General features: G+C 56.0%; 27 protein-coding genes, 2 tRNA genes and 1 pseudogene. 3 read left to right on the forward strand and 27 right to left on the reverse strand.

Going from position 1 to position 25,818, the window contains the following annotated elements:
* Positions 1–43 precede the first annotated feature (43 nt).
* The 3 genes from AB8880_06270 to AB8880_06280 all read right to left on the reverse strand — a co-directional run bounded on the left by AB8880_06270 (position 44) and on the right by AB8880_06280 (position 2,224).
* Positions 44–1,624 (reverse strand): gamma-glutamyltransferase family protein, encoded by a 1,581-nt coding sequence (locus AB8880_06270; protein ID XDZ66983.1) that lies wholly within the window; start codon positions 1,622–1,624, stop codon positions 44–46.
* Positions 1,625–1,707: 83 nt separating this feature from the next.
* Positions 1,708–1,792 (reverse strand) — tRNA-Leu (locus AB8880_06275).
* 81 nt (positions 1,793–1,873) lie between these two features.
* On the reverse strand, positions 1,874–2,224 hold the full coding sequence (locus tag AB8880_06280; GenBank protein ID XDZ66984.1) for a DUF952 domain-containing protein: 351 nt from the start codon (positions 2,222–2,224) through the stop codon (positions 1,874–1,876).
* A 132-nt stretch (positions 2,225–2,356) separates the two neighbouring features.
* On the opposite strand from AB8880_06280, the gene AB8880_06285 reads away from it, so the two are divergent.
* Both AB8880_06285 and AB8880_06290 read left to right on the forward strand, forming a co-directional pair.
* A complete protein-coding gene (locus AB8880_06285; GenBank protein XDZ67034.1) occupies positions 2,357–2,752 on the forward strand; it encodes a heme-binding protein in 396 nt (131 codons plus the stop codon).
* A complete protein-coding gene (locus AB8880_06290; protein ID XDZ66985.1) occupies positions 2,752–3,183 on the forward strand; it encodes a DUF3429 domain-containing protein in 432 nt (143 codons plus the stop codon). The genes AB8880_06285 and AB8880_06290 overlap by 1 nt, the downstream gene beginning before the upstream one ends.
* Here the strand turns inward: AB8880_06290 and AB8880_06295 are convergent.
* From AB8880_06295 to AB8880_06365, 15 genes and pseudogenes are all read right to left on the reverse strand, one after another.
* Positions 3,180–4,046 (reverse strand): DMT family transporter, encoded by an 867-nt coding sequence (locus AB8880_06295; GenBank protein XDZ66986.1) that lies wholly within the window; start codon positions 4,044–4,046, stop codon positions 3,180–3,182. The genes AB8880_06290 and AB8880_06295 overlap by 4 nt on opposite strands.
* A gap of 57 nt (positions 4,047–4,103) precedes the next feature.
* Positions 4,104–4,180: transfer RNA gene (locus AB8880_06300), tRNA-Pro, on the reverse strand.
* Positions 4,181–4,254: 74 nt separating this feature from the next.
* The gene (locus tag AB8880_06305) at positions 4,255–5,391 is read right to left on the reverse strand and encodes an amidohydrolase (protein ID XDZ66987.1); all 1,137 of its coding nucleotides are present in this window, start codon (positions 5,389–5,391) and stop codon (positions 4,255–4,257) included.
* Between the two features lie 6 nt (positions 5,392–5,397).
* On the reverse strand, positions 5,398–5,970 hold the full coding sequence (locus AB8880_06310) for a sarcosine oxidase subunit gamma (protein ID XDZ66988.1): 573 nt from the start codon (positions 5,968–5,970) through the stop codon (positions 5,398–5,400).
* Positions 5,963–8,920: a sarcosine oxidase subunit alpha family protein gene (locus AB8880_06315; protein ID XDZ66989.1), complete on the reverse strand. Its 2,958-nt coding sequence runs from the start codon at positions 8,918–8,920 to the stop codon at positions 5,963–5,965. The genes AB8880_06310 and AB8880_06315 overlap by 8 nt, the downstream gene beginning before the upstream one ends.
* Positions 8,917–9,201, reverse strand: coding sequence for a sarcosine oxidase subunit delta (locus AB8880_06320; GenBank protein ID XDZ66990.1), 285 nt, complete (start codon positions 9,199–9,201; stop codon positions 8,917–8,919). The genes AB8880_06315 and AB8880_06320 overlap by 4 nt, the downstream gene beginning before the upstream one ends.
* 30 nt (positions 9,202–9,231) lie before the next feature.
* Entirely contained in the window at positions 9,232–10,503 is a 1,272-nt protein-coding gene (locus AB8880_06325) for a sarcosine oxidase subunit beta family protein (GenBank protein ID XDZ66991.1), read from the reverse strand.
* A gap of 20 nt (positions 10,504–10,523) precedes the next feature.
* Complete coding sequence (locus AB8880_06330; protein XDZ66992.1) at positions 10,524–11,315, reverse strand: arylmalonate decarboxylase; 792 nt, start codon at positions 11,313–11,315, stop codon at positions 10,524–10,526.
* Positions 11,308–12,462 (reverse strand): M24 family metallopeptidase, encoded by a 1,155-nt coding sequence (locus AB8880_06335; GenBank protein XDZ66993.1) that lies wholly within the window; start codon positions 12,460–12,462, stop codon positions 11,308–11,310. Before AB8880_06335 ends, AB8880_06330 begins: the two co-directional genes overlap by 8 nt.
* A gap of 256 nt (positions 12,463–12,718) precedes the next feature.
* Positions 12,719–12,952: pseudogene (locus tag AB8880_06340) on the reverse strand (MerR family transcriptional regulator).
* A gap of 9 nt (positions 12,953–12,961) precedes the next feature.
* Positions 12,962–13,252, reverse strand: a complete 291-nt coding sequence (gene ihfA / locus AB8880_06345) for an integration host factor subunit alpha (protein XDZ66994.1) — start codon at positions 13,250–13,252, stop codon at positions 12,962–12,964.
* Between the two features lie 73 nt (positions 13,253–13,325).
* Positions 13,326–14,309: a beta-ketoacyl-ACP synthase III gene (locus AB8880_06350; protein XDZ67035.1), complete on the reverse strand. Its 984-nt coding sequence runs from the start codon at positions 14,307–14,309 to the stop codon at positions 13,326–13,328.
* A 22-nt stretch (positions 14,310–14,331) separates the two neighbouring features.
* Positions 14,332–15,390 carry a phosphate acyltransferase PlsX gene (gene plsX / locus AB8880_06355; GenBank protein ID XDZ66995.1) on the reverse strand — a complete coding sequence of 353 codons (1,059 nt, stop codon included), beginning with the start codon at positions 15,388–15,390 and terminating at the stop codon, positions 14,332–14,334.
* 26 nt (positions 15,391–15,416) lie between these two features.
* On the reverse strand, positions 15,417–15,917 hold the full coding sequence (locus tag AB8880_06360; protein ID XDZ66996.1) for a hypothetical protein: 501 nt from the start codon (positions 15,915–15,917) through the stop codon (positions 15,417–15,419).
* A 23-nt stretch (positions 15,918–15,940) separates the two neighbouring features.
* Entirely contained in the window at positions 15,941–16,492 is a 552-nt protein-coding gene (locus AB8880_06365; GenBank protein XDZ66997.1) for a ubiquinol-cytochrome C chaperone family protein, read from the reverse strand.
* A 99-nt stretch (positions 16,493–16,591) separates the two neighbouring features.
* On the opposite strand from AB8880_06365, the gene AB8880_06370 reads away from it, so the two are divergent.
* A complete protein-coding gene (locus AB8880_06370) occupies positions 16,592–17,053 on the forward strand; it encodes an outer membrane protein assembly factor BamE (GenBank protein XDZ66998.1) in 462 nt (153 codons plus the stop codon).
* An 83-nt stretch (positions 17,054–17,136) separates the two neighbouring features.
* Here the strand turns inward: AB8880_06370 and AB8880_06375 are convergent, their stop codons facing one another.
* The 9 genes from AB8880_06375 to rpiB form a co-directional block, all read right to left on the reverse strand.
* Positions 17,137–19,176, reverse strand: coding sequence for a sodium-translocating pyrophosphatase (locus AB8880_06375; protein XDZ66999.1), 2,040 nt, complete (start codon positions 19,174–19,176; stop codon positions 17,137–17,139).
* 199 nt (positions 19,177–19,375) lie between these two features.
* Positions 19,376–19,894, reverse strand: coding sequence for a transcription antitermination protein NusB (locus AB8880_06380; protein ID XDZ67000.1), 519 nt, complete (start codon positions 19,892–19,894; stop codon positions 19,376–19,378).
* Positions 19,887–20,345: a 6,7-dimethyl-8-ribityllumazine synthase gene (locus AB8880_06385; GenBank protein XDZ67001.1), complete on the reverse strand. Its 459-nt coding sequence runs from the start codon at positions 20,343–20,345 to the stop codon at positions 19,887–19,889. The genes AB8880_06380 and AB8880_06385 overlap by 8 nt, the downstream gene beginning before the upstream one ends.
* Before the next feature lie 44 nt (positions 20,346–20,389).
* Entirely contained in the window at positions 20,390–21,517 is a 1,128-nt protein-coding gene (ribB, locus tag AB8880_06390) for a 3,4-dihydroxy-2-butanone-4-phosphate synthase (protein ID XDZ67002.1), read from the reverse strand.
* A 5-nt stretch (positions 21,518–21,522) separates the two neighbouring features.
* On the reverse strand, positions 21,523–22,119 hold the full coding sequence (locus AB8880_06395; GenBank protein ID XDZ64565.1) for a riboflavin synthase: 597 nt from the start codon (positions 22,117–22,119) through the stop codon (positions 21,523–21,525).
* A gap of 24 nt (positions 22,120–22,143) precedes the next feature.
* Complete coding sequence (gene ribD / locus AB8880_06400; protein XDZ64566.1) at positions 22,144–23,286, reverse strand: bifunctional diaminohydroxyphosphoribosylaminopyrimidine deaminase/5-amino-6-(5-phosphoribosylamino)uracil reductase RibD; 1,143 nt, start codon at positions 23,284–23,286, stop codon at positions 22,144–22,146.
* Between the two features lie 29 nt (positions 23,287–23,315).
* A complete protein-coding gene (gene nrdR, locus AB8880_06405) occupies positions 23,316–23,768 on the reverse strand; it encodes a transcriptional regulator NrdR (GenBank protein XDZ64567.1) in 453 nt (150 codons plus the stop codon).
* A 45-nt stretch (positions 23,769–23,813) separates the two neighbouring features.
* Positions 23,814–25,088 (reverse strand): serine hydroxymethyltransferase, encoded by a 1,275-nt coding sequence (glyA, locus tag AB8880_06410; GenBank protein ID XDZ64568.1) that lies wholly within the window; start codon positions 25,086–25,088, stop codon positions 23,814–23,816.
* 37 nt (positions 25,089–25,125) lie between these two features.
* Complete coding sequence (gene rpiB / locus AB8880_06415; protein ID XDZ64569.1) at positions 25,126–25,569, reverse strand: ribose 5-phosphate isomerase B; 444 nt, start codon at positions 25,567–25,569, stop codon at positions 25,126–25,128.
* Positions 25,570–25,818: the final 249 nt, after the last annotated feature.

Below are 25,818 nucleotides of genomic sequence, written 5' to 3' on the forward strand. Positions count from 1 at the left end.
GATTAATTTTGTACTCTGTCCAGCATTAATCCCTAAAATATTTCTAAAAACCGATGGCCATCCCGTCTTTTCGCGGGTCTGAACCGGCAATAAGGAGTCCAGTATCAGGATCTCTAAGGATAGCCTGACCACCACCAATGGGCGAGGCCGGGTAGTCGAGAACATGTCCCCTGGCTTCCAGGGCCGAAGCGATTTCCGGTGCATATCCATCTTCGAGTTGGAGCACGCCGTCGATTGCAAAACTTCTCGGCGCATCAAGAGCTTCCTGCGGGTTGAGCCCCAAAGCAAAGAGATTGGAAAGCAGCATGGCATGGCCGCAGGCCTGATACTGACCGCCCATGACGCCGAATGGCCCGACCAATCTGTCACCATGCGTAATCATTCCCGGGATGATTGTATGTAGCGGCCTCTTGCCGCCCTTGATCACATTGGGGTGCGTTTCATCGAGGCGGAAGGCCCGGCCGCGTGACTGGAGAAGAACCCCGAATTCAGGCGTCGAAATACCTGAGCCGAAATCATCAAAGATCGAATTGATGAACGACACCGACATCCCGCTTTCGTCAACCGCGGCAAGATAGATCGTATGCGGATGATCCGGAAAATCCGATGGCGTGACCGGCTTTGCCTTCTGCATATCAATCCGGGCGACAAAAGAGGCGATCTGCGCATCATCGAGGAGCCAGTCCACCGGGGTGGGATGATCATCCGGGTCGGCCACATATCTATCCCTCAGATGGTAGGCGATCTTGGACGCTTCGGCGAGAACATGAATACGATCCACGGCATTCATCGCCGCCAGATCAACATGCTCCATCATCCGGGTCAGAACGAGGGCCGCAACACCCTGCCCGTTCGGCGGGCATTCCCAGATCGTGTAGCCTTTGTATTCTGCCCGAACCGGTTGAACAAATTCCGCATCGGCGGAGGTGAAATCCTCCTCACGATGAAATCCGCCCATGCGCTGAAGCTTGGCCAGCATGTCTTCCATCACGGGGCCTTTATAGAAACCGTCACGTCCGTGCTGCTGTATCCTTGCCAGCGCTTCGGCAAGACGTGGATGGGTGAAAATCTCCCCCTCCCGGTAGGCTTGGCCATCTTTCAGATACTGCGCGGCAGCATCACTATCCTCAATAACATTTTCCACATGGAGGCCCCAGTCACGGGCGACGCGATCATGAACAGGGATCCCGTTTTTGGCGTAATCCACGGCAGGGGCAAAAAGCCGGTCCCAGTCCAGCCGGCCATATTTTTCGTGAAGACGACTCCAGGCCGCGACGGCACCCGGAACGGTCACCGCATGCGGGCTGTGACGCGGTATCATGTCAAGCCCCTCTTGCCTCAAGGCTTCGGCCGTAATGGCGCGAGGCGCACGACCAGAGCCGTTCAGCGCTTCGATATTGGCGGATCCATCCCCCGAGACAAGGGCAAAGCAATCACCGCCAATGCCGGTCATGTGAGGTTCGGCAACCGAAAGCAGCGCTGCTGCCGTGATCGCCGCATCAATCGCGCTGCCACCTTCTGCAAGAATCCTGAGCCCGGCGGCGGTCGCCATCGGATGCGAGGTGGTGATCGCGGCATTGCGGGCGCGGACTGCGGAACGGCCGGGGGATGAAAAATTTCGCATCCTGAATATCCTCAAGAACAACCCTGGCCGCCGGTCTATCCAGTATCATTGAGGCGAACCGGAATAAGGGACCAAGATATTGATGGTGCGGATGGAGGGACTTGAACCCCCACGCCTCTCGGCACCAGAACCTAAATCTGGCGTGTCTACCAATTTCACCACATCCGCAAAGGTTGGCTTTTTTAGCCTAAAACATTGCCCTTTATCAAGCCCCAACCCGATGGAACCAATCAAGGACCTGGAAGCGGGTCAGGGACGGGGTGGAATCTCATCCGGGAAAACATGTTCACCCGATGGGCCACATGGCAACGGAACAACGCTTTCAACAAATTCAAGCGATAGCGGCTCATAAAGATGGGGAAAGGATTGCCCGCCACGTGATTCTTCCCAGACAACCGGCAGACCATCGGTGTGAACCTTGACAAGAACAAGACCTTTAATCCCCTTGAAATGAAGCCAGGCTGTCTCTGCCACCTGCGCGGCGTCGGAAAAATGAATATAGCCGTCTTCAAGATCAATGCCGGCACCATCAAAACGGCCTTCAGCCTCGGCCGCATCCCATATCGCCTGACTGCAGATTTTGTAAATCACCCCGGTCATGAACAAAACCTAGAACAAGATGGCATGGCCCGCAAGCAAGGCATTGCGAAACCTTGACCAAGCCGCTAAGAACGAAGGAAATAAATCAGATGGAGAAATCCCATGTCCCTGAAACTTGAAGATGCCAACACGATGATTGCTGCTGCCCTTGCCCATGCTCGCCAGCAATCGCTCAAGCCGCTAAGCGTTATTGCTCTTGATGCCCGCGCCAGCCTTGTTGCGGCACAGTCCGAAGATGGCGTCAGCATCATGCGGCCCCGCATCGCCCACGGAAAGGCCAATGGCGCCATTCAGCTTGGCATGGGATCGCGAGCGCTGATGAATCGCGCCGAACAGCAGGCCTATTTTGTCGATTCGATCAACGGCGTTGCTGGTGGTGATCTTGTTCCGGTTCCTGGCGGCGTGCTGATCATGGATGGCGATGCACTTATCGGAGCGGTCGGTATTTCCGGCGATACGTCCGATAACGACGAGGCAGCCGCCGTCGCCGGCATTGAAGCTGCAGGCTTCAGCCCCGTTACCGGGTAATGGACGAAAAGACACCTCTATCTGCCCTGATACTTGGCTGGGGCGGGGTCATCCCTTTTGTGGCAACGGCACTGGCGTTCAAATACGCCCCGCCCCATGTGGCAATCACCGCGCTTGAAGCCGGCACCATTTATGGGGCGGTGATCATCACCTTTATCGGAGCCGTCCACTGGGGGGTTGCAATAAAGCGTGAAGATGCAAGCCCTTATGTCTATCTCTGGTCGGTGATCCCGTCGCTCCTGATGGCGTTGGTGCTGATGCTTGCTCCGCCCTTTCGTCCTCTTCTGTTGCTGGCGGGGCTGATACTTGTCTGGGGCGTTGACCTCAGATCGACACGGGCGGGAGTACTGCCGCGCTGGTATATGCGCCTGCGCCATGGATTGACGGCCGTGGCTGGCGCTTCGCTATTGTCGCTTCATCTCGGGATCTAGCGAATTCGCGCCATGATGACATTGCCCCCTGCCACCAGGGTGATTCCGGCCAAGGCCAGAAGAGACCAGTCATACCCTTCCATCACCGATGAGATCAGCAAGGCAAAGACCGGAAAGACTGCGGTGGCATACCCTGCCCGGCCAGGACCAATGCGCCCGACCAGCATCAGATAGGCCGTAAAGGACATCACCGTCGATATGACCACGAGCCAGATCAACCCGCCCAGATAAGTCAGGGTCGGCTCGACGGTAAATTCATCACCGCGGAAAAAACTGTAAAGACCAAGATAGGTGGCGCCATAGACCATGCCCCAGCAGTTCGTTGCCATGACGGGCATCCCCTGGCGCTGGGCTGCAGCAGAAAGAATGTTGCCGGTTGAAAAGACAAGCGTTCCCATAATGCAGAGAACAAGACTAAAGAGAATATCCACATTGACCTGAAGTTCCGGTGCATAGAGAAGGCCGACACCGCAGAACCCCATAAATGCCGCCGTGAGATGCTCAAACCTTGGCCAGCTCCGGCTTAGTGCGGCAACCATCAGCATGATAATCACCGAAGCCAGCGAAAACACCACCGCAAGAAGGCCGGAGGTACTGTTGAGCCCCCCATAATAGAAAAGCGCAAAATTCAGGCTGAAGAGACAAAGCCCCAGCCCGGCGATGCGGAAATGCTGATGAAGCGGAATCCAGATCTGTTTGCCAAGCGCCCGGGTGATGATGAACATCAGTATTGCAGCGGCGCTGAAACGCCAGAAAAGCGAGACTTCAGGTGCCACCACGCCAAGCTGCCATTTAAGCGCAAGCCAGCTTGTTGACCATCCAAAAATGGTTAAGCCATAAAGCAGATAATCAAGTGGTTTCATCAGGAGACCTGTTCTTCAGGTCACGATGACCCAGGGTGCAAGATCCATGTGGATTAATGGTCGGAGTGGCGGGATTTGAACCCACGACCCCCACACCCCCAGTATGGTGCGCTACCAGGCTGCGCTACACTCCGAGACCATTAAATACCGCTTGTAACCCAAGAGAAGATGAAGGTCAAACAGCACATGCAGGTAGATTGAGATATCTTTATCGAGGGAGGCGATCGCGCACCAGTTCCTGCCAGAAGCCGGGACCAATGGTGAGAAGCTCATCATTGAAATCATAATCGGAGGCGTGAAGCGGCTGGCCATGGGGGCCTTCCTCACCATTGCCGAGGAGCAGAAAACACCCGGGCACCGCCTGACTGAACTGGGCGAAATCTTCGGAAAAACTCATCGGCTGGCGCTGGCCGATCACGTCCATCCCCGCCCTTTCCGCCGAACGGATGACGGCCTCTGTCGGCTCACCTGCATTGATCGTCTCAATAAAATCGGCGCGGAAATCCATGCTCGCCTCAACCCCGTGGGTAGCCGCAACTCCTCCGACGATCTGACGCATGAAACGCTCAATCATCTCACGATCCTGCGGCTGTCTTGCGCGGACATCGCCTTTCAGCGTGGCGTGACCGGGCAGAACGTTCCGGCACCCGTCGGTGAGAAACTCCGTCACCGAGACCACCGCGCCTGCGCCGGGAGATATCTTGCGGGAGATGATGGTCTGCAAGGCCAGCACGAGCTCGGCCCCGACGGTTATCGCATCCACCCCGACCTGCGGCATGGACGCATGGCCTCCACGGCCCTTGATCCTTATCTCAAAAAGGCTCTCGCTGGCGCAAATCTGGCCAACCCGGGTGGAGACCTGCCCGAGAGGTGCGCCCGGCAGATTATGAATGGCATAGATCTCGTCAACAGGGAATTGTTCCAGCACGCCTTCGTCAATCATGGCCTTCGCGCCAAGACCGTGCTCTTCATTGGGCTGGAAGATGAACACCACCGTGCCGTCAAAATCCCTCGACTGGCTGAGCAGTTCCGCCGCCCCAAGCAACATGGCTGTATGGCCATCATGGCCGCAGGCATGCATGACGCCGGGCTGTGTTGAAACATGATCATGGATGCTGGTTTCGTGAATGGGCAGCGCGTCCATATCTGCCCTGAGCGCAATGGCCCTGTTGCCTTTCCCGCATCGGAGAACACCGACGACACCAACCCCTTCATGGACGTCAAGCCCGAGATCCCGCAGATATTCAGCCACGACCGAACGGGTGCGATCTTCTTGAAATCCAAGTTCGGGATGGCGGTGAAGATCATGCCGCAGGAGGGTCAATTTTTCTTTCAATGCCTGCACGTCGGGTTATTTCACCTCGAGCCCGTATTGATGGGCGCTGGTCTCAAGCAACTCCCAGAGCGACAGGGCAAAGCTGCGTGGCAAGAGCAGGTTGAACCCATCTTTTGCACGCCAGACCGTCACGCCGATATGATGAAATCCGGTACTGGCAACGTCATCTTCCGAAAACACGTCTTTCCTGAAATCCAGCGGCAGAAAGTGGTTGAGCAGCATTTCAGCCTTCGCCCCGCGTATCCTGAGCCAGGTTCGCGCATCGGAAAGGTCCAGCACCATGCCCGTCTTTACCGGAACAGATGGGGCAGATATCTCCTCATGATCCGAGATCACCCACCATTTGAGGGGATCGATACTCAAGAGTTCACCTTTTTTCGATCTCTTGACCTTGCCCCGTCCGGGCGCTGCCCGCACCCCCGCCATTCTGGCCGCCAGTTTGCCGGCCTCAGAATGCGTTTCAGGCCAGGCAGCCAGCTGAACAAGTGTGGCAACGCGCACCTCCTCGATGATGACCCCGGGCGTGCCCGATGCCCCGTATCTGCCCTTTTTCATATGGCCATGAAGTGCTGATACTGTTTTAGCCATGCATCCGCCCTCCATCAGGATCGAACATGTGGGGAGAGACGATCTCCACCTCGACATCCTTGTTGCGCAACGGGTCGGTCGCAATAATGCGCTTGCCTTCCCAGGCTTTATAGCCGCCTGAGATAAAACCGATCCCGATCCAGTGGCCAAGGGCCGGGGAATGGGTGACGCCGGTGATCCAGCCTTCCCCGAAGCCGCTGATCCGGCCATATCTGAAGAGCAAGGCGCCGCCCTTGAAGGTCTGTTTTCGGTCTTTCGGGAAAATCCCCACCAGTTGCGGCCTGTCTTCGCGCATCAATTCCGGTCGCTGGCGCAAGGCCGAGCCGATAAAGGATTTTTGCGTGGAGGCCATCTTGCCCAGCCCGGCATCATCAATCGTCACCCGGCCATCAAGCTCAGCCCCGGTTACATGGCCTTTCTCGATCCGCAATGTGCCAAGGGCTTCCAATCCATAGAGGCAGCCGCCACGTTCCTCTACCGCCGCGTAAAGCTGATCCATCATGGCTTCGGCATATCCTGCCGGAACATAGACTTCAAAAGCAAGCTCACCGGAAAAGCTGATCCGGGCGATCCTGGCATCAATGCCGCCCTTCATCCTGATGGAAGCAACACCCATGAAGGGCAGATTTTCCGGTGAGATATTATCTGCATTCTCAAGACAGGCGGCGATGGTCTCCCTTGAAAGCGGCCCTGCCACCGACACACCGGCCCATTGATCTGATACGGAGGTGACATGAACCTTTAGCTCCGGCCAGCGTGTCTGCAGAAGTTCTTCGAGCCAGACCATGACCTTGGCGGCATGGGTGGTGGTGGTGGTCATGAGGAAGTCGTTTTCATCAAACCGCCAGGTGGTCCCGTCATCCATGACGATACCGTCATCACGGAGCATGATGCCGTAACGTGATTTACCCACCGGCAGTCTCGCAAATCCATTGGTGTAGACACGATTGAGAAATTCCGCCGCATCCGGACCCTGAACCGCGATCTTGCCCAATGAGCTGACATCGCAGATGCCGACAGTATCACGAACCGTTCCCGCCTCACGGATATAGGCTTCGGTGATGGTCTCACCTTCCTTTGGGTAGTACCATTGCCGATGCCAGACACCGGCAAGGGTCATGACCGCGCCATGGCGCAAATTCCAGTCATGCAGCGGGGTACGGCGAAGTGCCCTGAAGTGACTGCCGGTATTTCTCCCGGCCAGCGCCCCGATGGACACCGGCGTATATGGCGGGCGGAAACGGGTTGTGCCAACCTCGGGGATATCCTTTCCAAGGGCTTCCGCCATCAGCGCAAGGCCGATGATATTGCCCATCTTGCCCTGATCGGTCGCCATCCCGAGGGTGGTGTAGCGCTTCAGATGCTCCACCGAAACAAACCCTTCCTGATGCGCAAGCCGGATATCGCTTGCCGTCACGTCATGCTGAAAATCAACGAAGCTTTTGGTCTTGCGGCCCGGCACGCTGATTTCATAGAGCGGCCTGATCGGCTCACTCCAGCCGCCGGGAGCAGGCATTCCGGTCTTTTTACCAAGCGCCATGCTGGCCGCAGCCCTGCCTGATTCTTCGCACGCCTCGGCATTCCAGATTCCGGCCGCTGACCCTGCCATATAGATGTTTTCGGAGGTCGGCCCCGCAAGGAAACAGGCAAGCTCATCATTCCACTCTGGCTTGTTCCCGCGATGCGAAAGAAGGTTCACCACAGGTGACCATCCTCCGGAAACCAGCAGAAGATCCGCATCTTCCCTGCCCGCATCGCTCCAGATATCGCCGCTGGACTTCACCACCCGCAAGCCGGTGAGAACATTGCCGCCCAAGACTTCCAGCGGGGCGGTGCCGGTGCGAACCGTAATTCCCGAAGCCAGTTGAGGTTTGGCCGCCATCCGCGCATCAAGCACCGAAACCTTCGCCCCGGCGGCCGCCAACTCGCCGGCGGTGCCGTAAACCGAATCGTTGTTGGTGGCGATGATGATCTTCTTGCCGGGGAGAACGCCGAAACGGTTGAGATAAACCCGCGCCGATGCCGCCGTCATCACCCCGGGGCGGTCGTTATGCCCGAAGGCAAGTGTGCGTTCGATCGCGCCGGTTGCCAGAATGGTGTGACGCGCCCGCACCGTACAGAAACGCTGGCGTGGCATATAAGAAGGCGGGGATGAAAGATGGTCCGTTACACGTTCCAGCAGACCTGCCGTGCCGTAATCATAGAGACCGAAAGCCGTTGTCCGGGTCATGATCCGGACGCCAGCCTTTTCAACTGCCTTGATGAGGGAAAGCCGGTGTTTCTCAGAAACGGTATCCGATGAGTTCAGCAGATCACCGCCAAGGACATGATCCTGTTCAACCAGAATAACGTCCATGCCGCCTTGAGCTGCCGCAAGCGCGGCATTGAGCCCGGCAGGACCCGAGCCAACCACCAGCAGATCACAGAACGCATGGGCGTGGTCATATATGTCCGGATCCGCCTCACGCGAGGCACGGCCCATGCCTGCGGCCTTGCGGATCAGTTTTTCGTACTGCATCCAGATCCAGGTGCCGCGCCCCCATTCAAACGGCGGCAAGCCCATGAAGGTCTTGTAATAGAACCCGGCGGCAAAAAATCGGCTGAACAGATTGGAGATCGAACCGATATCATTCCGCACATTCGGCCAGGCATTCTGCCCGGTGGCGATGAGGCCGTCATAGAGCTCCTGCATGGTTGCCTTGACGTTAGGTTCAAGCCGGTCGCCTTCCCCCACCGAAACAATAGCGCCGGATTCCTCGACGCCTGCGGACATGATTCCCCGAGGACGATGATACTTGAAGCTGCGGCCGATGACCTGCTCCCCATTTGCCATCAGCGCCGAAGCAAGCGTGTCCCCGGCAAAGCCTGTCATCGGTCTGCCATCCCAGGTGAATTCAAGTCGCTGAGAGCGGTCAATCCGCCCGCCCTTATCAAGTCGCCGTGCCGTCACTTGCTTACCCCCAAGGCTTTAGCCAATCCCGGATGCGCAGGTTCAACGCCGTGAATTTCATGGGTCATGGTATCACGCGTCACCCGAAGCCACATCCGGCAGCCCTGCGCATGCTGCCAGGTTTCCACCTGCACGCCGCATATATTCTCCCTGAGGAAGACCGCGTCATGCCAGGCCTCCACCGACGCATCGAGGGGCGGATATTGAATTGATCCATCACCGCCATAGCTGAATTCGCTATGATCGCGTTCACCGCAGAATGGGCAGGGTATCCGGATCATCTCATACCTTTCTTTTCATGCTGTTCATCCCTAACCATGGAGTTTCGGGTCAGGACCGGCACCGCGTTCATCGATCTGCAAGCCGCGCTCAAACCGTTTGAGGTCATGGTTTTCAATCACCCGATGCGGCCGGTCATTGGCGATGAGGTCAGCGAAATACCAGCCCGAGGCCGGGCTTGCCTTGAAGCCGCCATAGTTCCAGCCCGCGTTGAGATAGAGGTTATCAAGAGGTGTCTTGCAGATGAAGAACGTCCCGTCCATGGACATATCCATGACGCCTGACCAGTGCCGCAGCAGTTTCACCCGCCCAAGGCAGGGCAAAACAGACATGGCGGCTTCCGCCACATCCTGAACAATCGGCAGATTGCCGCGCTGGGCGTAGGATTTATACCAGTCTAAATCACCGCCAAAGACCATCCCGCCCTTATCGGACTGGGAGATATAGAAATGCGCGCCGCCAACACCGAAGACAACGACCTGATCAAGCAGAGGTTTGAGCGGCTCCGATACAAAAGCCTGAAGCTTGTGCGATTCGATGGGTAGGCGCCCTAGATCCGCCATGCCCCAGAGACGTGATGTATTGCCCGCCACTGCAAAGCCGACTTTGCCCGCCCGGACAACCCCGCGACTGGTGCTGAGCGAGACAACCTTCCCGCCTTTACGCGTCACGCCGTTAACTTCGCAGTTCTGGATGATATCAACGCCCAACTGATCGGCTGCCCGTGCGTAGCCCCAGGCGACGGCATCATGGCGGGCGGTGCCGGCTCTTTTATGCACCGCCGCCCCCATGATCGGAAACCGTGCCTCCGGGCTGTAATTCAGATGAGGGATGGTTTCCTTCAACTTGTCGAGGCTCCATAATTCGGTATCCGGCGTGCCGGTCTTGCGCATGGTATTGTAATTCCGCGCCGCGGTATCAATGGCGCCTGGCGTATGCAGAAGCGTGATATGCGATCGCTGGCTGAACATCACGTTGTAATTGAGATCATGGCTCATATTTTCCCAGAGTTTCAGCGAATGTTCGTAAAACTCACGATTGCCCGGGCGGGCGTAATTCGAGCGCACGATGGTGGTATTGCGGCCGCCATTGCCGCCGCCAAGCCAGCCTTTTTCAAGGATCGCAATATTTTTGATCCCGTGGTTTTTCGCCAGATAATAGGCGGTGGCCAGCCCGTGCAGCCCGCCGCCGACAATCACGATGTCATATTCGGGCCTTAGTTCCGGATCACGCCATTGCCGCGTCCAGCCTTTCTGGTCGTTGAAGGCGTTTTTGATGACATTCCAGGCAGAAAATCTGGTCATGGCGATTTAGCGCTCCGATATCATGCTGGCAGCAGGGATGTGCCGGGTCTCTTGAAGATCTCTCCGAAACCCTGGATTTCATCCATTATACCTGCTCGGCGCAGGCAACTCCAGAACTGTGCCTGATTTGAAGTGATCACCGGTTTGCCCGTGGCCTCTTCGATCTCTTCGGCAACTTCGAGTGCCCGTATCCCCCCGCAGGAAAGAAAAATCGCATCAGCATCGGGGCGATCAATCTCAAGGGCGAACTCCTTCCAGTAGGCAGGCGTCACGCGCCCGAATTCAATCCCTGTTTCAAGATTAAGACCTTGAATATCAAGTATATCAAAACCTTTCTTGATGAGAAACTCGGCTTCGGCGGTGTTGATTTCATCGAGATAGGGCGTGCCTACCACGATTTTCTGTGCTCCAATCTCTCGCAACGCATCGACAACCCCGGTCACGATACACATCGGTTTTGCCCAAGGTGCCCCTTTACGGATCTCTTCAAAGACGCGTTCTTCCCCGTTGACAATCGAGCCGCTGGTGCAACTGTAGCTGACAACATCAGGTTTGACATCCGGTTGAAGCCGGGCGGCGGCATCAGCCATATGTTCAATATGACGAGAGAGTGTTTCGGTGGTGGTGTAGTCTTCCGTCTTCAGGCGGGTAATATGAACCCCGACCCCTTCCGGTGCCATGTCCATAAAATCTGCCTCTGCAGCAAGATCGGTGGACATCAGGATAAAGCCGAGCTTGGCGCGGTGATGCCTGCCCCCGTCAAGCACGGGGCGGCGCGGTTTAGAGGTAATGATCTGCCCGGATTCATACATGTTTCAAGACCACATCTTCCAGGGATTTGGGATGATTTGTCAGCGGCTCATAGCCGTCTTCGGTTATGATGAAACTGTCTCCGACCTGGGCGCGGAAAGTTTCAACCGTCACCGACCCATCGACCGCCAACACCATCCCGGGCTGAAGGATTGTTGTATCGCCGGTGACAAGCTGCGGCTTTTCAAGAAAGCTGAACCCTGTCGCCCGGCCACAGCGGAAAGGATAATCATAGCCCGCCTCGCGGATAGCTTCGGCATAGGCGGCGTGGACGCTTTCAGCCGTAACACCAGGCCTCAGGGCATCAAGCGCGGCCTGCTGGCTGGTAACGGCGCTTTCATAAACCCGGGCCTGGGCAGGATCGGCAATCTCGCCAATCCAGAACGTCCGGTCAAAACCCAGTTTGAACCGGTGGAAATTGGTCATCCCGCAGAAACAGAGAAAGACCGGCTCACCCCTCTTCATGATCCGGGTAGAGGCGCGATGATGGGTCTTGGTCACCTCCCGGCCTGACGCCATGATCTGAAGGAAATGGGTATTTGGTGACATATCGGCGGCGTCGTAATGGGCATCAAGCAATTCGGCGGCCTTGCGGGTGCCGGCGCGTGAAATCTCCAGCGCCACTTCGTATTCCGGCACGCCATCGCCAATTGCCGAACGGCCAGCCTCCATCATCGTGTTGGCCACCATGCCGGCATGCCGCGCAATCTTGAGCTCCTCGCTGGATTTGATCATGCGCATCTCTGCCAGATGAGGGGTTACGCTGTTGAGTTTGTCGCGCCCGACCAGATTTTCAATATACGCCCGGACAGGTGGGGGCATGTGGTCCGGCTCAATCCCGACTTTACCGGCGCCGCGAATTGCGGCGGGAAGCTCTTCACGCCATTCATTGCCAGCACCATCATTCCATGGCGCGATACGGTCAACATGCGCGTGTTCCAGCGCGGCGTTATAATCGATAACCGGGGTGATCAGCAATGTGTCCCCGTCCTTCGGCACCACAAGGATCGTCGGGCGGCCGAATTCCATATGCAGGTAATCGAAATACCCTGTAAGATAATAGACGTTATCGTCATCCGTAATCAGCGCGACATCGACAGATGCGTCATCCAAAGACTTCTGAAATTTGCGCAGTCTTTCAGCGAACATGATGGCTCTACTTCTGGATGGTAATGTTCTTCACACGGCTTGCTGGACGTATCTTAAATATAAATAAAAAGATAATTCAATGAGAAAACAACGTTTCGGTCAAAAGAAGGTATCCGCGGCCACCTGAAACAGGGAGAATCATTTTCAATGCTCAGGCAGAAAGTTTTGCCAGCCGGGCTGATGCTTCCCTGAGAAGGTCCATGGCTTCCTGCCTTCGAGAGGTGGCAGGAGCATTTGCCGATGCTTCCTTAGTGCCTTTGAGCACCTGCTGTGCGCCTTTGATCGTATAACCCTGGGTGTAGAGAAGATTCCGGATTTCCTGCAGCAACGCAATATCATCGGGACGATAATAGCGGCGCCCGCCACTGCGCTTGATCGGTTTAATCTGACTGAAACGTGTTTCCCAGAATCTCAGCACATGGGCCGGGACATTCAACTGGTCGGACACTTCGGAAATATTGCGAAAGGCTTCAGGGGATTTTTCAACCATACCCCTCACCTATTCGGCGTTGACCTTATCGCGCAGAATATGCGATGGCCGGAAGGAAAGAACACGCCGGGGCGTGATTGGCACTTCCTGCCCGGTCTTGGGGTTGCGGCCGATCCGCATGTTTTTGTTGCGCACCGAAAAACTGCCGAAAGATGAAATCTTCACCGTCTTCCCCTCAACAAGGTTTTCGGTGATTTCCTCAAGAATAGTGGAAACGATCTCAGCGGACTCATTTCGGGAGAGTCCGATATTCTGGTAAATCGCCTCGGCTAGATCGGCTCTGATAACGGAACGTGACATGGAGAAAGGTTAGGTAAAAAATTTCCGCGGGTCAATGGCTTAAATCAAGAAAATATCGGAATTGCCAGCGCTTTCAGGGACGGCCGAAGCGGGCCAGCGACGCCCCCCAGGACAACCCGCCGCCAATCGCCTCAAAAGCAAGAACATGGCCATGCTGAATTCGGCCATCGCGCACCGCCGTATCAAGGGCCAGTGGTATGGACGCCGCGGATGTATTGGCATGCTCCGCCACTGTCCGTACGACCTTGCTGCTGTCGAGTTTGAGCTTCCGCTGCATGCTGTCGATGATCCGGATATTGGCCTGATGCGGCACCAGCCAGTCAATGTCACCGGCGGTGAGGCCCGAGTCCTGCAGCGCGGCATCAAGACTTGCGGCGAGTTTTTCAACGGCATGACGAAAAACTTCACTTCCTTTCATCCGGACTTGCCCAACGGTACCTGTACTAGAAACCCCGCCATCAACATAAAGAATATCCCGGAACCGGCCATCGGTGTAGAGGCAAGAGGAAAGAATCCCCCATCCTTCGTGCCCCGTGGCGGCTTCAAGCAGAACCGCGCCAGCACCATCACCAAAAAGGACGGCGGTTGATCTGTCCTCCCAGTCGAGAATACGGGTGAAACTCTCCGCGCCGATGACAAGGAGGCGATCCGCCTTGCCGCTCTTTATCAGGGCATCGCCAACATCAAGGCCATAGACAAACCCGGCACAGACGGCCTGGACATCAAAAGCAAAGGCACGAAAGGCCCCGAGCTTTGCCTGAACCGCCGCCGCGGTAGCGGGAAATGTCTGGTCCGGGGTTGTGGTGGCAATGATGATCGCATCTATATCTGCTGCCTCCAGCCCTGCTGTATCAAGCGCCTTCCGGGCAGCGGCTACGGCCAGATCGGATGTTGTCTCATCATCGGCAACAACATGACGCTGCTGTATCCCTGTCCGCTGGCGAATCCACGCATCGTCCGTGTCCATGAACTCCGCCAGATCATCGTTGCTGAGGCATTTTTCCGGAAGATACGAGCCGGTGCCGGTGATCAGGGTTTGGCGGGCTGGTTCTGACATCATCGTTTCTCTGTTTTTCTCATCATTGCGCCGTTGAGGCATCAAGTGCAAGCATGGAACGCTCAACCGATTGCTTCAGGTCATTGAGAAAATCGTTTTCAATCATCCGTATCGCCACTTCGATGGCATTGGCTATCCCCCGGGCATTGGCGCCACCATGAGATTTGACCACAATCCCGTTCAAGCCGAGCAGAACCGCGCCATTATAAAGTTGTGGATCCAGCTTCTTGCGGAGACCTTTCAATGCCGGGCGGGCAAGAAGATAGCCAAGCCTGGACATGGCACTGGTCTTGAAGCTCCGACGCAGAAGAGTGGTGATGAACTGGGCCGTGCCTTCGGTTGTCTTGAGCGCGATATTCCCGGAAAACCCGTCGCTTACCACGACATCCACCTCACCCCGGGTTATGTCATTACCTTCGACAAAGCCAATGTAATTCAGCTCAACATCCGGACGTGAGAGAACGGTCGCCGCTTCCCTTATGGTGGCGTTGCCTTTCTGCTCTTCCTCACCAACATTGAGCAGGCCAAGAGATGGCGTTGAAACACCGGTGGTGACGCGGCAGAACGCATCCCCCATGATGGCAAACTGAACCAGATGCTCGGCACTGCAATCAATATTCGCGCCAAGGTCCAGCATGCAGCACTGGCCATGAATTGTCGGCATATATGCGGCCAGAGCCGGGCGATCAATGCCCTCCATTGTCCGCAGCGCCATCAGCGCCATGATCAGAAGCGCGCCAGAATTACCGGCGGAAACAATCGCATCCGCCTTGCCTTCCCGGACAAGTGAAATTGCAAGGTTCATCGAGGAATTCTTGCCTGTTCGCAACGCAACCGAAGGCACCTCTTCGGCAGCCACCTGATCCGGGGTATGCAGGATCTCAACATCGCGGAGCAAACGGTGCCGATGCAGGAGTGGCCGCAGCACCGTTTCATCCCCGACAAGTGTTGGCACAATGTGAGGATTTCGGCTGACAGCAAGCGCTGTGCCCTCGACCACTACATCCGGCGCCTTATCGCCACCCATGGCATCGATAGCGATGCGCAGAGATTTTATTTTATTCTGGGAAGACAGAGCCACACCCCTAAAATGAATTCAGTTCCTGTCTATAGATTTTTCTTCATTTGGGCAAGAGAAGCGAAGGGATGGTCAGGATCTTCTCCTGCGGGAAGAATCCCCTCATCCGCAACACCCGGATCTCTTGGCCATGGTGTAGCCTCAAGCCCAACAAGCTGGGCTATCATCTCCCCTATCGGTATTTTGCCGTCTTCCAGCGCCTCAACAGAAACGGCCATGGGATCGATTTCCGTATCACCGGCTTCCTTTTCCAGATCAGCAAAGCGTTCATTCACCGTGATCAGTAGCGCTTCAGGCACAGGATTACCGCTCAACCGGCAGGACTGGATAATCGCCGCCTCGATCTGGCCAGTGACCTGATACACCGTCTTGGCAACAGACTTGAGCCGCAACTCCGCCCGAAGGGAGCAGACCTCAATCCATCCAAATCGTTCGGCAAGTTCCCTGCAGGCTGGCCGATCGGCTTCCAGCGCGAGGTTTACCGGCTTTCCCTGATTTAACTGCTCGGCTGAAATAGTAGTGGCAAACATATCTGTACCTCACACCATGCCGATCAGCTGCTGATCTGATCTGGAATATCGAATTCAAGGGATGGCGAGGCGGCTAGCAGATCACGATCTGCCAGCGCTGCAAGTCGCCTCGCATGCCCCTCAACAGCCTCTACCAGACCGTTCAGCAGAGGATCAGTTCCATTGTCTCGATAAAGATTACGACTGAGCGCGGCGCCAAGTTCAGCGCTATCGCCATTATCGAGCGCCGATGAATAGGCTTTCATCCGGCCAAGAAAAGCTGTCGCCATGGTTTTGACCTTTTTGCCGACCTTGTTCTCGCTCACGCCGATTTCATGCAGGCTGAGATCCATATCAGCAAACATCATGTCAATGACTTCCTGGGCCAGCGCGGTACCTTCCTTGCCTGCATTGTTGAGGCGGCGGACAACCAGCACCACCATGAGTGTCAGCGTGTCGAACCTCCCATCCAGGGTATCTTCGACATTAAACCGCAGGTAAAACTCCGGCATCCGTGCGGCGCGGGCGATTTCGGCATAAAGCAGATGCGCCTGCTCTCCCCCGGGACGGGCCCATTTTTCAACTATGCTGGACAACCTTGTTATCATCGATAAATCTTTTTTTGTTATGTGTCATTGACCAAGAGGAAACTTCACTGCAATAAGAGTATATCCGCAAAAGAGATTGTTGATACCATGAACGGATCTGATCCAAAAACATTTTTCCTCACCCGTTTTTTTGCCGCAGGATGTCTTGCGATCAGTCTTGTGGCCTGCAGCAGCGTCGTGACCAGCCATGGCAATACGCTTGATCCGGTCAAACTGTCGCGAATTGAACCTGGCAAAAGCCGGATGATCGAAGTCGAGGCGCTCTTTGGTCGCCCATCGGTGGACGGGGCCTTTGACAGCGGCAAGGTCTACTATGTCGCGCAGATCATGGAAGAAGCCCCAGGCGGCAAGAAAACCCCCGTCAACCGGACGATTGTGGCCTTTTCCTTCAACGATAAAGGGATCGTGACCGCCGTTGACATTACCGATGAGGCATCAGGCCGGAATGTCTTCCATATCGATGAGAAAACGCCTACCCCCGGAGATACATTCGGGATACTTGAGCAGATCTTCAGCAATGTTGCCAAGCGGCCCGTAGCAAGCCAATAATTCGGGGCGCAATCTTAACCTTACCTCTTGCGACATAAAAAAGGCCTGTCAGATGACAGGCCTTTTTCTTATCTTAAGAGCGTTCAGTGGGCCAGAGCAGCCAGCATCAGAATCGCCACGATATTGATGATCTTGATCATCGGGTTGACGGCAGGACCCGCGGTATCCTTGTATGGATCACCCACGGTATCGCCGGTCACGGCAGCTTTATGCGCTTCCGAGCCCTTGCCACCGTGATTGCCATCTTCGATATACTTCTTGGCGTTATCCCAGGCACCGCCACCTGCGGTCATGGAAATGGCCACGAAGAGACCGGTGACGATCGTGCCAAGAAGCATGGCCCCAACGGTTGTCAGCGCGGCGGACTGGCTGACGGCCGTTGCCATCACGGCATAGACAACCACGGGCGCAAGCACCGGCAGAAGTGACGGGACAATCATCTCCTTGATGGCCGAACGTGTCAGCAGATCAACCGCACGGCTGTAATCCGGCTTGGCCTTTCCGGTCATGATCCCCTTGATCTCACGGAACTGGCGGCGGACTTCTTCGACCACCGCGCCACCGGCACGGCCCACGGCCTGCATGCCAAGGGCACCGAAGAGATAGGGCAGCATGCCGCCGATGATCAGGCCAACCACAACAAATGGATCCTTGAGATCAAAGTTGATCGTCAAGTCCGGGAAGTAGTGGTTCAGATCTTCGGTATAGGCAGCAAACAGCACCAGCGCGGCCAGACCGGCGGAGCCGATAGCATAACCCTTGGTCACGGCTTTGGTGGTGTTGCCAACAGCATCAAGGGCATCGGTGACGTTCCGGACGCTTTCATCGAGTTCGGACATCTCGGCAATACCGCCGGCGTTGTCGGTAACAGGGCCATAGGCGTCAAGGGCAACGACCATCCCGGCAAGCGCCAGCATCGTGGTTGCGGCAACACCAATGCCGTAAATCCCGGCCATCTGGAAGGAAACAACGATACCGGCGGCAATGATGATCGCCGGAACAGCGCAAGCTTCCATGGAAATGGCAAGGCCGGAGATCACGTTGGTGCCATGGCCGGTTTCAGAAGCTTTGGCTACCGTACGCACCGGACGATATTCCGTCGAAGTGTAGTATTCGGTAATCCAGACAAGAGCGCCCGTTACCACAAGACCGACCAGCGCACAGATGAAATATGACATCATTTCATTCGTGCCGGCGAACATGTTCTGGGTCACGAAGTAAATGGCAATCGCCGAAAGGATCGCGGTGACGATGAACCCTTTGTAAAGGGCCCCCATGATGTTATTGGAGGAACCGAGACGGACAAAGAATGTTCCGATCACCGAGGCGATAATGCAGACAGCACCGATTGCAAGCGGATAGACAAGCGCTGCTTCGCCAAGCCCGTAAATGGATGCAAGAAGCATGGTTGCAACAATCGTAACCGCATAGGTTTCAAAGAGGTCGGCGGCCATTCCGGCGCAGTCACCCACGTTGTCGCCCACGTTATCGGCAATAACCGCCGGGTTGCGTGGATCATCTTCGGGAATGCCGGCTTCAACCTTGCCGACAAGGTCAGCGCCGACATCGGCGCCTTTGGTGAAGATACCGCCACCAAGACGCGCAAAGATCGAAATCAGCGATGCACCGAAGGACAATGCCACCAGTGCTTCCATGATCTGGCGTTCGCCGAGGTTCAGGTTTGTCAGAATACGGTAGTAGAGGGCAACGCCGATGAGACCAAGGCCAACAACCAGCATCCCGGTAATCGCACCTGACTTAAAGGCAATATCAAGCGCGCCGGAAAGCGAAGACCGGGCGGCCTGGGTGGTACGGACATTCGCCCGAACCGACACGTTCATGCCGATATAGCCGGCGATACCGGAAAAGACAGCGCCGATTACAAAACCGATGGCAACATACATGCCAAGAGTGACTATCAGAATACCCGTCACGATGACGCCAACGATACCGATCGTCGTGTACTGACGGTTGAGATAGGCGCGCGCACCTTCCTGGATGGCGCCTGCAATTTCCTGCATACGGGTGTTGCCGGCATCAGCGGCAAGAACGCTTCTTGCAGCCCAGATACCATAGGCAAGACCGATGACACCGCAGAGGATGGAAAAATCAACAATGCTCATCTTGTTTACCCTTAGGGATTGGATTTACGAATACAGCCTGCCCCCAGTTTGCTATGGCTGCTCCAGATTTGGCGCCCAGGACATATCCGATGCGGGCAACCGAAGAAAAAGGCCAGTAAAACCGGCCCTTTGACGTCTTGGGATGTGTATAATCAAACGCCCCCAGGAAGGCAAACAATTTATTCCCGAAACCTCCGGGTCAGGTTTTGCCGGTCATTTCGGCACCTCGGAGCGTGCGCGCCAACCGATCCAGCAAGGCGTTGATAAAATCGCTGTCACAGGCACAACTGTCGGCAATCGCCGTGAATTCCGTGATCACGGCCTTGGCCGGAATATGAGGTGTATCACGCAACTCGACAAAAGCCGCCCGCAAGACCGAGCGTTCGACTTCATCCATACGCTCAAGCGTCCAGCCTTCCTTGAGAAGCGGGCGGATCATCTCATCAATGCTCCCGGCATCGCTTGCGGCGGTGAAAACAAGACGGGTGTAATGATCTTCGTCCATCCGGTTGACTTCAAACTCATCGAGAAGAGCCGGAAGAAAATGTGACCTGAACGACGGCACGACATCTGTTGCGGGCTTGCCGCTGGCCCAGATCTGAAACAGGGTCTGCACGGCCGCAAGGCGCGCCGCCGCCCGTCGCCTCAACGAGCCCGGACGACGCTGCTGTTTGTCCTGATCATCGCCCTCATCATTGATGGTGTTGATATCAGTCATCGCTTTCGATGCCGAATTTCCGGGCCAGCGCCGACATGGCCAGCGCCGCACGGGCAGCATCGCCGCCCTTGTTCTTGCGTGCGGGATCTGCACGTTCCCATGCCTGATCTGCATTTTCCACCGTCAATATGCCATTGCCGATCGCGATCAGTTCCATGGTGGAAAGATCCATGAGCGCGCGGGCCGATTCGTTGCAGACAATTTCAAAATGATAGGTTTCCCCGCGAATGACGCATCCGAGCGCAACATACCCATCATATATCGCCCCTTCCCGGCTCTGGGCTGCCATGGCGATGGCGGCAGGTATTTCAAGAGCACCCGGCACGGCGATACGGTCATATTCAACCCCGGCTTCGGTCAAGGTTTCAATCGCACCTGCGGCCAGGGCATCGGCAATATCTTCGTAAAAACGTGCTTCCACAATCAGAAAGCGCAATGGCGTATCCGCCATGGTATTGTCCTCGCTTGTAAGGTTCCGGTTCACCTAGTCAGGTTTTATCTCGCGTCAGGTTTTATCTCGCGGTATCCAGTCACCGTCAGCCCGTAACCGTCGAGGCCAACTATATTGCGCTGGGTATTGGATAGCAACTCCATTTCCGTAATCCCGAGATCAAGGAGAATCTGCGCCCCGACGCCGTAACTGCGGATCTGGTTTTTCGGTCCGTTTTTTCCGGAGGCTTTCATCTCGACAAGATCGGAAAGCGTGGTCGGGCTGGGCTCGCGAAGCATGACGATGACGCCGCGGCCTTCTCTGGCGATGGCCCGCATCGCTGTCTGAATTTCAGATCCGGTCCGGCCCGCGCCGGTTTCCCCCAGAACATCGGTCATGATATTCATGGCGTGCATCCGGACCAGCACCGGATCATCCGAAGAGATATCGCCCTTCACCAGCGCGACATGTTCGGCATAGCTTGCGGTATTGATATAGACAACCATCCGCCATTCGCCGCCATAAGACGACTGGATAATCGTCTCACTTCCGCGTTTGACAATGGATTCCCGTTGCCGACGCCAGGAAATGAGATCCGCGATCGTGCCGATCTTGAGCCCATGTTCCCTTGCAAAAACCTTGAGATCCGGAAGCCGTGCCATGGTGCCGTCATCCTTCATGATCTCACAGATAACGCCGGCTGGAGTCCCGCCAGCGGCACGGGCAATATCGACCATCGCTTCGGTATGGCCGGCGCGCACAAGAGTCCCGCCATCACGCGCCATCAGCGGAAAGATGTGCCCGGGCGTTGTAATGTGCGATGCGTCGTATTGAGGATTGCTGGCAATGGAGACGGTCCTTGCCCTGTCATGGGCAGAGATCCCGGTGGTCACCCCGTCCCTGGCTTCGATCGAAAGCGTGAAGGCTGTCTGGTGGCGGGAATCGTGGCGCTGTTCCATGAGCGACAGGCCGAGCTGTTCCACCCTCTTGCGCTCAAGGGCAAGGCAGATCAGGCCGCGGGCATGCTTGGCCATGAAATTGATGGCTTCCGGTGTTGCATGTTCGGCAAGAATGCAGACGTCACCTTCGTTCTCCCTGTTCTCATCATCGACCAGAATAAACATCTCCCCGGCCCTGGCGGCGGCGATGATTTCATCCGTTGAGGAAAGAGCGGCTTCGTTGGTGGAGTCCATGAACTTCAACCTGTATAGGAGACAATGCGCGCAACATAACGGGCGAACATATCTGCTTCAAGATTAATCTTGTCCCCGGACCTGGCAAGGCTGAGCGTGGTCATCTCCCAGGTATGGGGAATGATCATGACCCCGAAGCGCCGACCCTCGACGCTGTTGACCGTAAGGGAAATGCCATCAAGGGCAACCGATCCCTTGGGGGCAATGAGATGGGCAAGCTCATGCGGGGCATCGAGAAAAAGCCGGTAACTATCACCATCCGGGGTGATGCTTACCAGCTCCGCCAGACCATCGACATGTCCAGAGACAAGATGACCGCCAAGCTCATCCCCCATGGCAAGGGCTCGCTCAAGATTGATTTTCCGGCCCACATTCCAGCCGGAAAGCGTTGTAACCGCGAGCGATTCCTCAGAGACATCGACGGCAAAGCATGGCCCGTCTCGTTCCACCACCGTCAGGCAGACGCCACTGCAGGCGATTGACGCACCAAGATCAATGTCATCGCAGTTCCATGGCGTGCTGATCTCAACGCGGCACCCGCCATCGGGTTTTTTCTCCAGCAAGGCCACTTCTCCCAATGCGGCAATGATCCCTGTGAACATCTGCTTTCCCTGTTTTCTGTTCTCTTATTCAAGATGCGCATGGCGGGTGAAGATTTCAATCACATCCGGCCCGGAACACCTAAGTTTCTGCCTTGAAAAAATACAGCCTTCCTCGAGTGTTTCGAGCCCCATCCCGGCAAGAGACGGCAGCCCGTCCGCCCCGATCAGGCCAGCACTCCTGGTCCAGATCAACTGATCGACCAGCCCTGCCTTCAGCAGCGATGCGATCAATCTTCCTCCCGCCTCCACCAGAACCGAGGTTACACCGCGATCAGCAAGGAGATGAAGGGCAGCTTTTACATCCACGCCGCCGGTGGCCGCCCCGGCAACTTGCGTGCATTCAATCCCGCCAGCAAGAGGGGTTTTGTCAGCCTCCAGCCCCTGATCTTCCCGGCAGATCAGCAAGGCCGGCGCCACATCCGTTGAAGCAATGATGGCGTCAAGCCCTTCCAGCCGGGGGGTTGAAGAGAGAATAACCCGCAAAGGCTGGGGGCCTTTATATCCGGGCAGACGGCAGGTCAGCGACGGGGTGTCGGCACGGACGGTTCCGGCACCGGTCAGTATCGCATCATGGCGCGACCGCAGAAGATGAACATAGCGCCGCGTTTCCGGCGAGGTGATCCATTTTGAGTGGCCATTGGAAAGAGCAATCCGGCCATCAAGGCTGGAGGCCATCTTGACCGTCACCGAGGGGCGGCCTTCACGGCGGGTGAGCATATAGCCACAGAGAAGAGATGAAATATCCCCGGCCATCAGCGCAAACGAGGCATCAACCCCCGCAGCCTCAAGCTTTTCCATCCCCTGACCTGAAACCCTGGGGTCGGGATCCTTCACCCCGACGACAACACGCGCAATCCCTGCTTTTATCAGCGCATCGGCGCAAGGCGGTGTCCGGCCGTGATGGGCGCAAGGCTCAAGGGTGACATAAGCGGTGGCGCCTTTCGCCATATCCCCGGCTTCGGCAAGGGCCATGGTCTCCGCATGAGGGCGGCCCCCATCCTGAGTCCAGCCGCGCCCCATCAGCCTGTTATCCCTGACGATCACGCATCCCACCGCAGGATTGGGGCAGGCCCGCCCTTCCGCCCGCATGGCAAGGGCGAGCGCCGCACGCATCCAGCGCCGGTCAGAAACGGGACTGACGGATGATGATCTGGTCTTTCCGGGCAACCTGCCCTCCTCTTGAGGGCATACCAATATCAGTCGCCCAGTTCCTTCTCAACAAATTCGCCGAAGTCTCTTGCTTCGGCAAAATTCCGGTATACCGAGGCGTAGCGGATATACGCCACCTTGTCGAGCCTGGCGAGTACTTCCATCACCAGCCGGCCGATCGTCTCCGTCGTGGCTTCGACTTCGCCGCGCTGTTCGAGGGTGCGGATGAGATCATTGATGGCACGCGAGACATTCTCCGGATCAACATCACGTTTGCGCAAGGCGATATTGAGCGAACGTTCCAGTTTATCGCGATCAAACGGCGATTTTTTGCCATTGCGTTTGACAACGATCAGCTCCCGCAGCTGAACCCGCTCAAAGGTGGTGAAACGTGCATCGCACGCGCTGCAAAGACGGCGACGTCGTATGGCCGCGCCATCCTCGCAAGGTCTTGAATCTTTAACCTGGGTGTCGTTGCTTCCGCAAAAGGGGCAGTCCATCAGGCTGTCTCCACGCCGTTAAATCTGCCCCTTTTTACACTAAATCTAGTAGATTGGGAAGGATTGACACAATTTATGTACTTTTTCCGCCACCGCCTTTTCAACCGGGCTGTTGTCGTTGCGGTTGGAAGCCAGACCATCCAGCACCTCACCGATCAGCAGGCCGACCTGGCGGAACTCTGCTGTACCAAAGCCGCGGGTTGTCGCCGCCGGCGTGCCAAGACGTATCCCCGATGTCACCATCGGTTTTTCCGGATCAAACGGCACCCCGTTCTTGTTGCAGGTGATATCGGCACGTTCAAGGGAGACTTCAGAGATATTCCCGGTCAACCCCTTCGGCCGCAGGTCCACCAGCACGATATGATTGTCCGTGCCGCCGGAGACAATATCGAAACCGCATTCAACAAGTGTTTCCGCCAGCACCTTGGCGTTGGTGACCACATTGTCGATATAGGTTTTGAATTCAGGCTTCAGCGCTTCGCCGAGGCCAGCGGCCTTGCCGGCGATCGCGTGCATCAACGGACCACCCTGAAGACCCGGGAACATCCCCGCATTGATCTTCTTGCCGATCTCTTCATCGTTGCTCATGATCATGCCGCCACGCCCGCAGCGCAGGGTTTTATGCGTCGTTGTCGTCACCACATGGGCATGATCGATCGGGCTGGGATGCGCGCCGACCGCAACAAGACCCGAAATATGGGCCATATCAACCAAGAGATACGCCCCGCAACGATCAGCAATCTCCCGGAATTTTGCAAAATCAAGCACCCGCGGATAGGCTGAACCACCGGCAATGATCATCTTGGGCTTATGTTCATCGGCCAGCCGCTGAACTTCTTCAAAGTCAATGCGGGCATCGTCACGCCGGACCCCGTACTGAACCGCGTTAAACCACTTGCCGGAAAGGTTTGGCGCAGCGCCATGGGTGAGGTGACCGCCGGCCGCAAGAGACATGCCGAGAATCGTATCCCCCGGCTTCAAGAGCGACAGGAACACCCCCTGATTGGCCTGGGCACCTGAATGCGGCTGAACATTGACCCAGGCGCAGTTAAAAAGTTTTTTGGCGCGATCAATCGCCAGCTGTTCGGCAATATCGACAAACTCACAGCCGCCGTAATAGCGCCGCCCGGGGTAACCTTCGGCGTATTTGTTGGTGAAGACGGAGCCTTGCGCTTCAAGGACAGCCCTGGAGACAATGTTTTCCGATGCGATCAGTTCAATCCCGTCACGCTGACGTGTCAGTTCCTTATCAAGGGCCGAGTAAAGTTCGGCATCACTATCCATGAGATGCGTTGAGAAAAAGGATTTCATTTCGTTCATCTGTCTTGACCTTTCCTTGGAGAAGTGAAGAAGCCGATCACGGCTTCAATTGGCTCAGCTTGTTCACGCGGGCTTCGTGCCTGCCACCTTCAAAACCGGTTTCAAGAAAGGCATGAACAATATCTGTTGCGGTTGTGATGCCGATCACGCGTTCCCCCAGCGCGATCACGTTGGCATCATTATGTTGCCGTGCCAGTTTGGCTGTCGTTATATCATGGCAGAGTGCAGCTCGAATCCATGGGAAGCGATTCGCCGCAATGGAAATCCCTATTCCGCTCCCGCATACAAGAATACCTTTTGCATCAGAAACAGGCTTCATGGCCTCAGCAAGTCTCGCGCCATAATCCGGATAATCCACGCGGTCGCTCGATTCCGGGCCGAGATCATGGACAATATGACCAGATTCACGCAGAAAATCCGCAAGATGAGTCCTCAGCCCATACCCGGCATGATCTGACGCCATATAGATTTCAACTGTCATATTCGGTCCATAAAAAGTTCAGGATGCGCTGGATCGTAGTTTTATATCAAGATGTTATAGTCTTCAACCTGATCTATCTCAACACTCCATATTGCCGCATGTTTTAAATTTTATCTGCAAAAGGAAATTTTCTTTCAAAAACTTCCCTCAAAAAGTTTTTTTTGGTGACAACGCCCATAAAGTGTCATAGGTTTTTATTAAACCGAGGTTGGGGAGGACAATTTCGGTACAATTAAAAAAAATTGTACA

Source organism: Alphaproteobacteria bacterium LSUCC0684, from assembly GCA_041228335.1.
Lineage (GTDB): Bacteria > Pseudomonadota > Alphaproteobacteria > Puniceispirillales > UBA1172.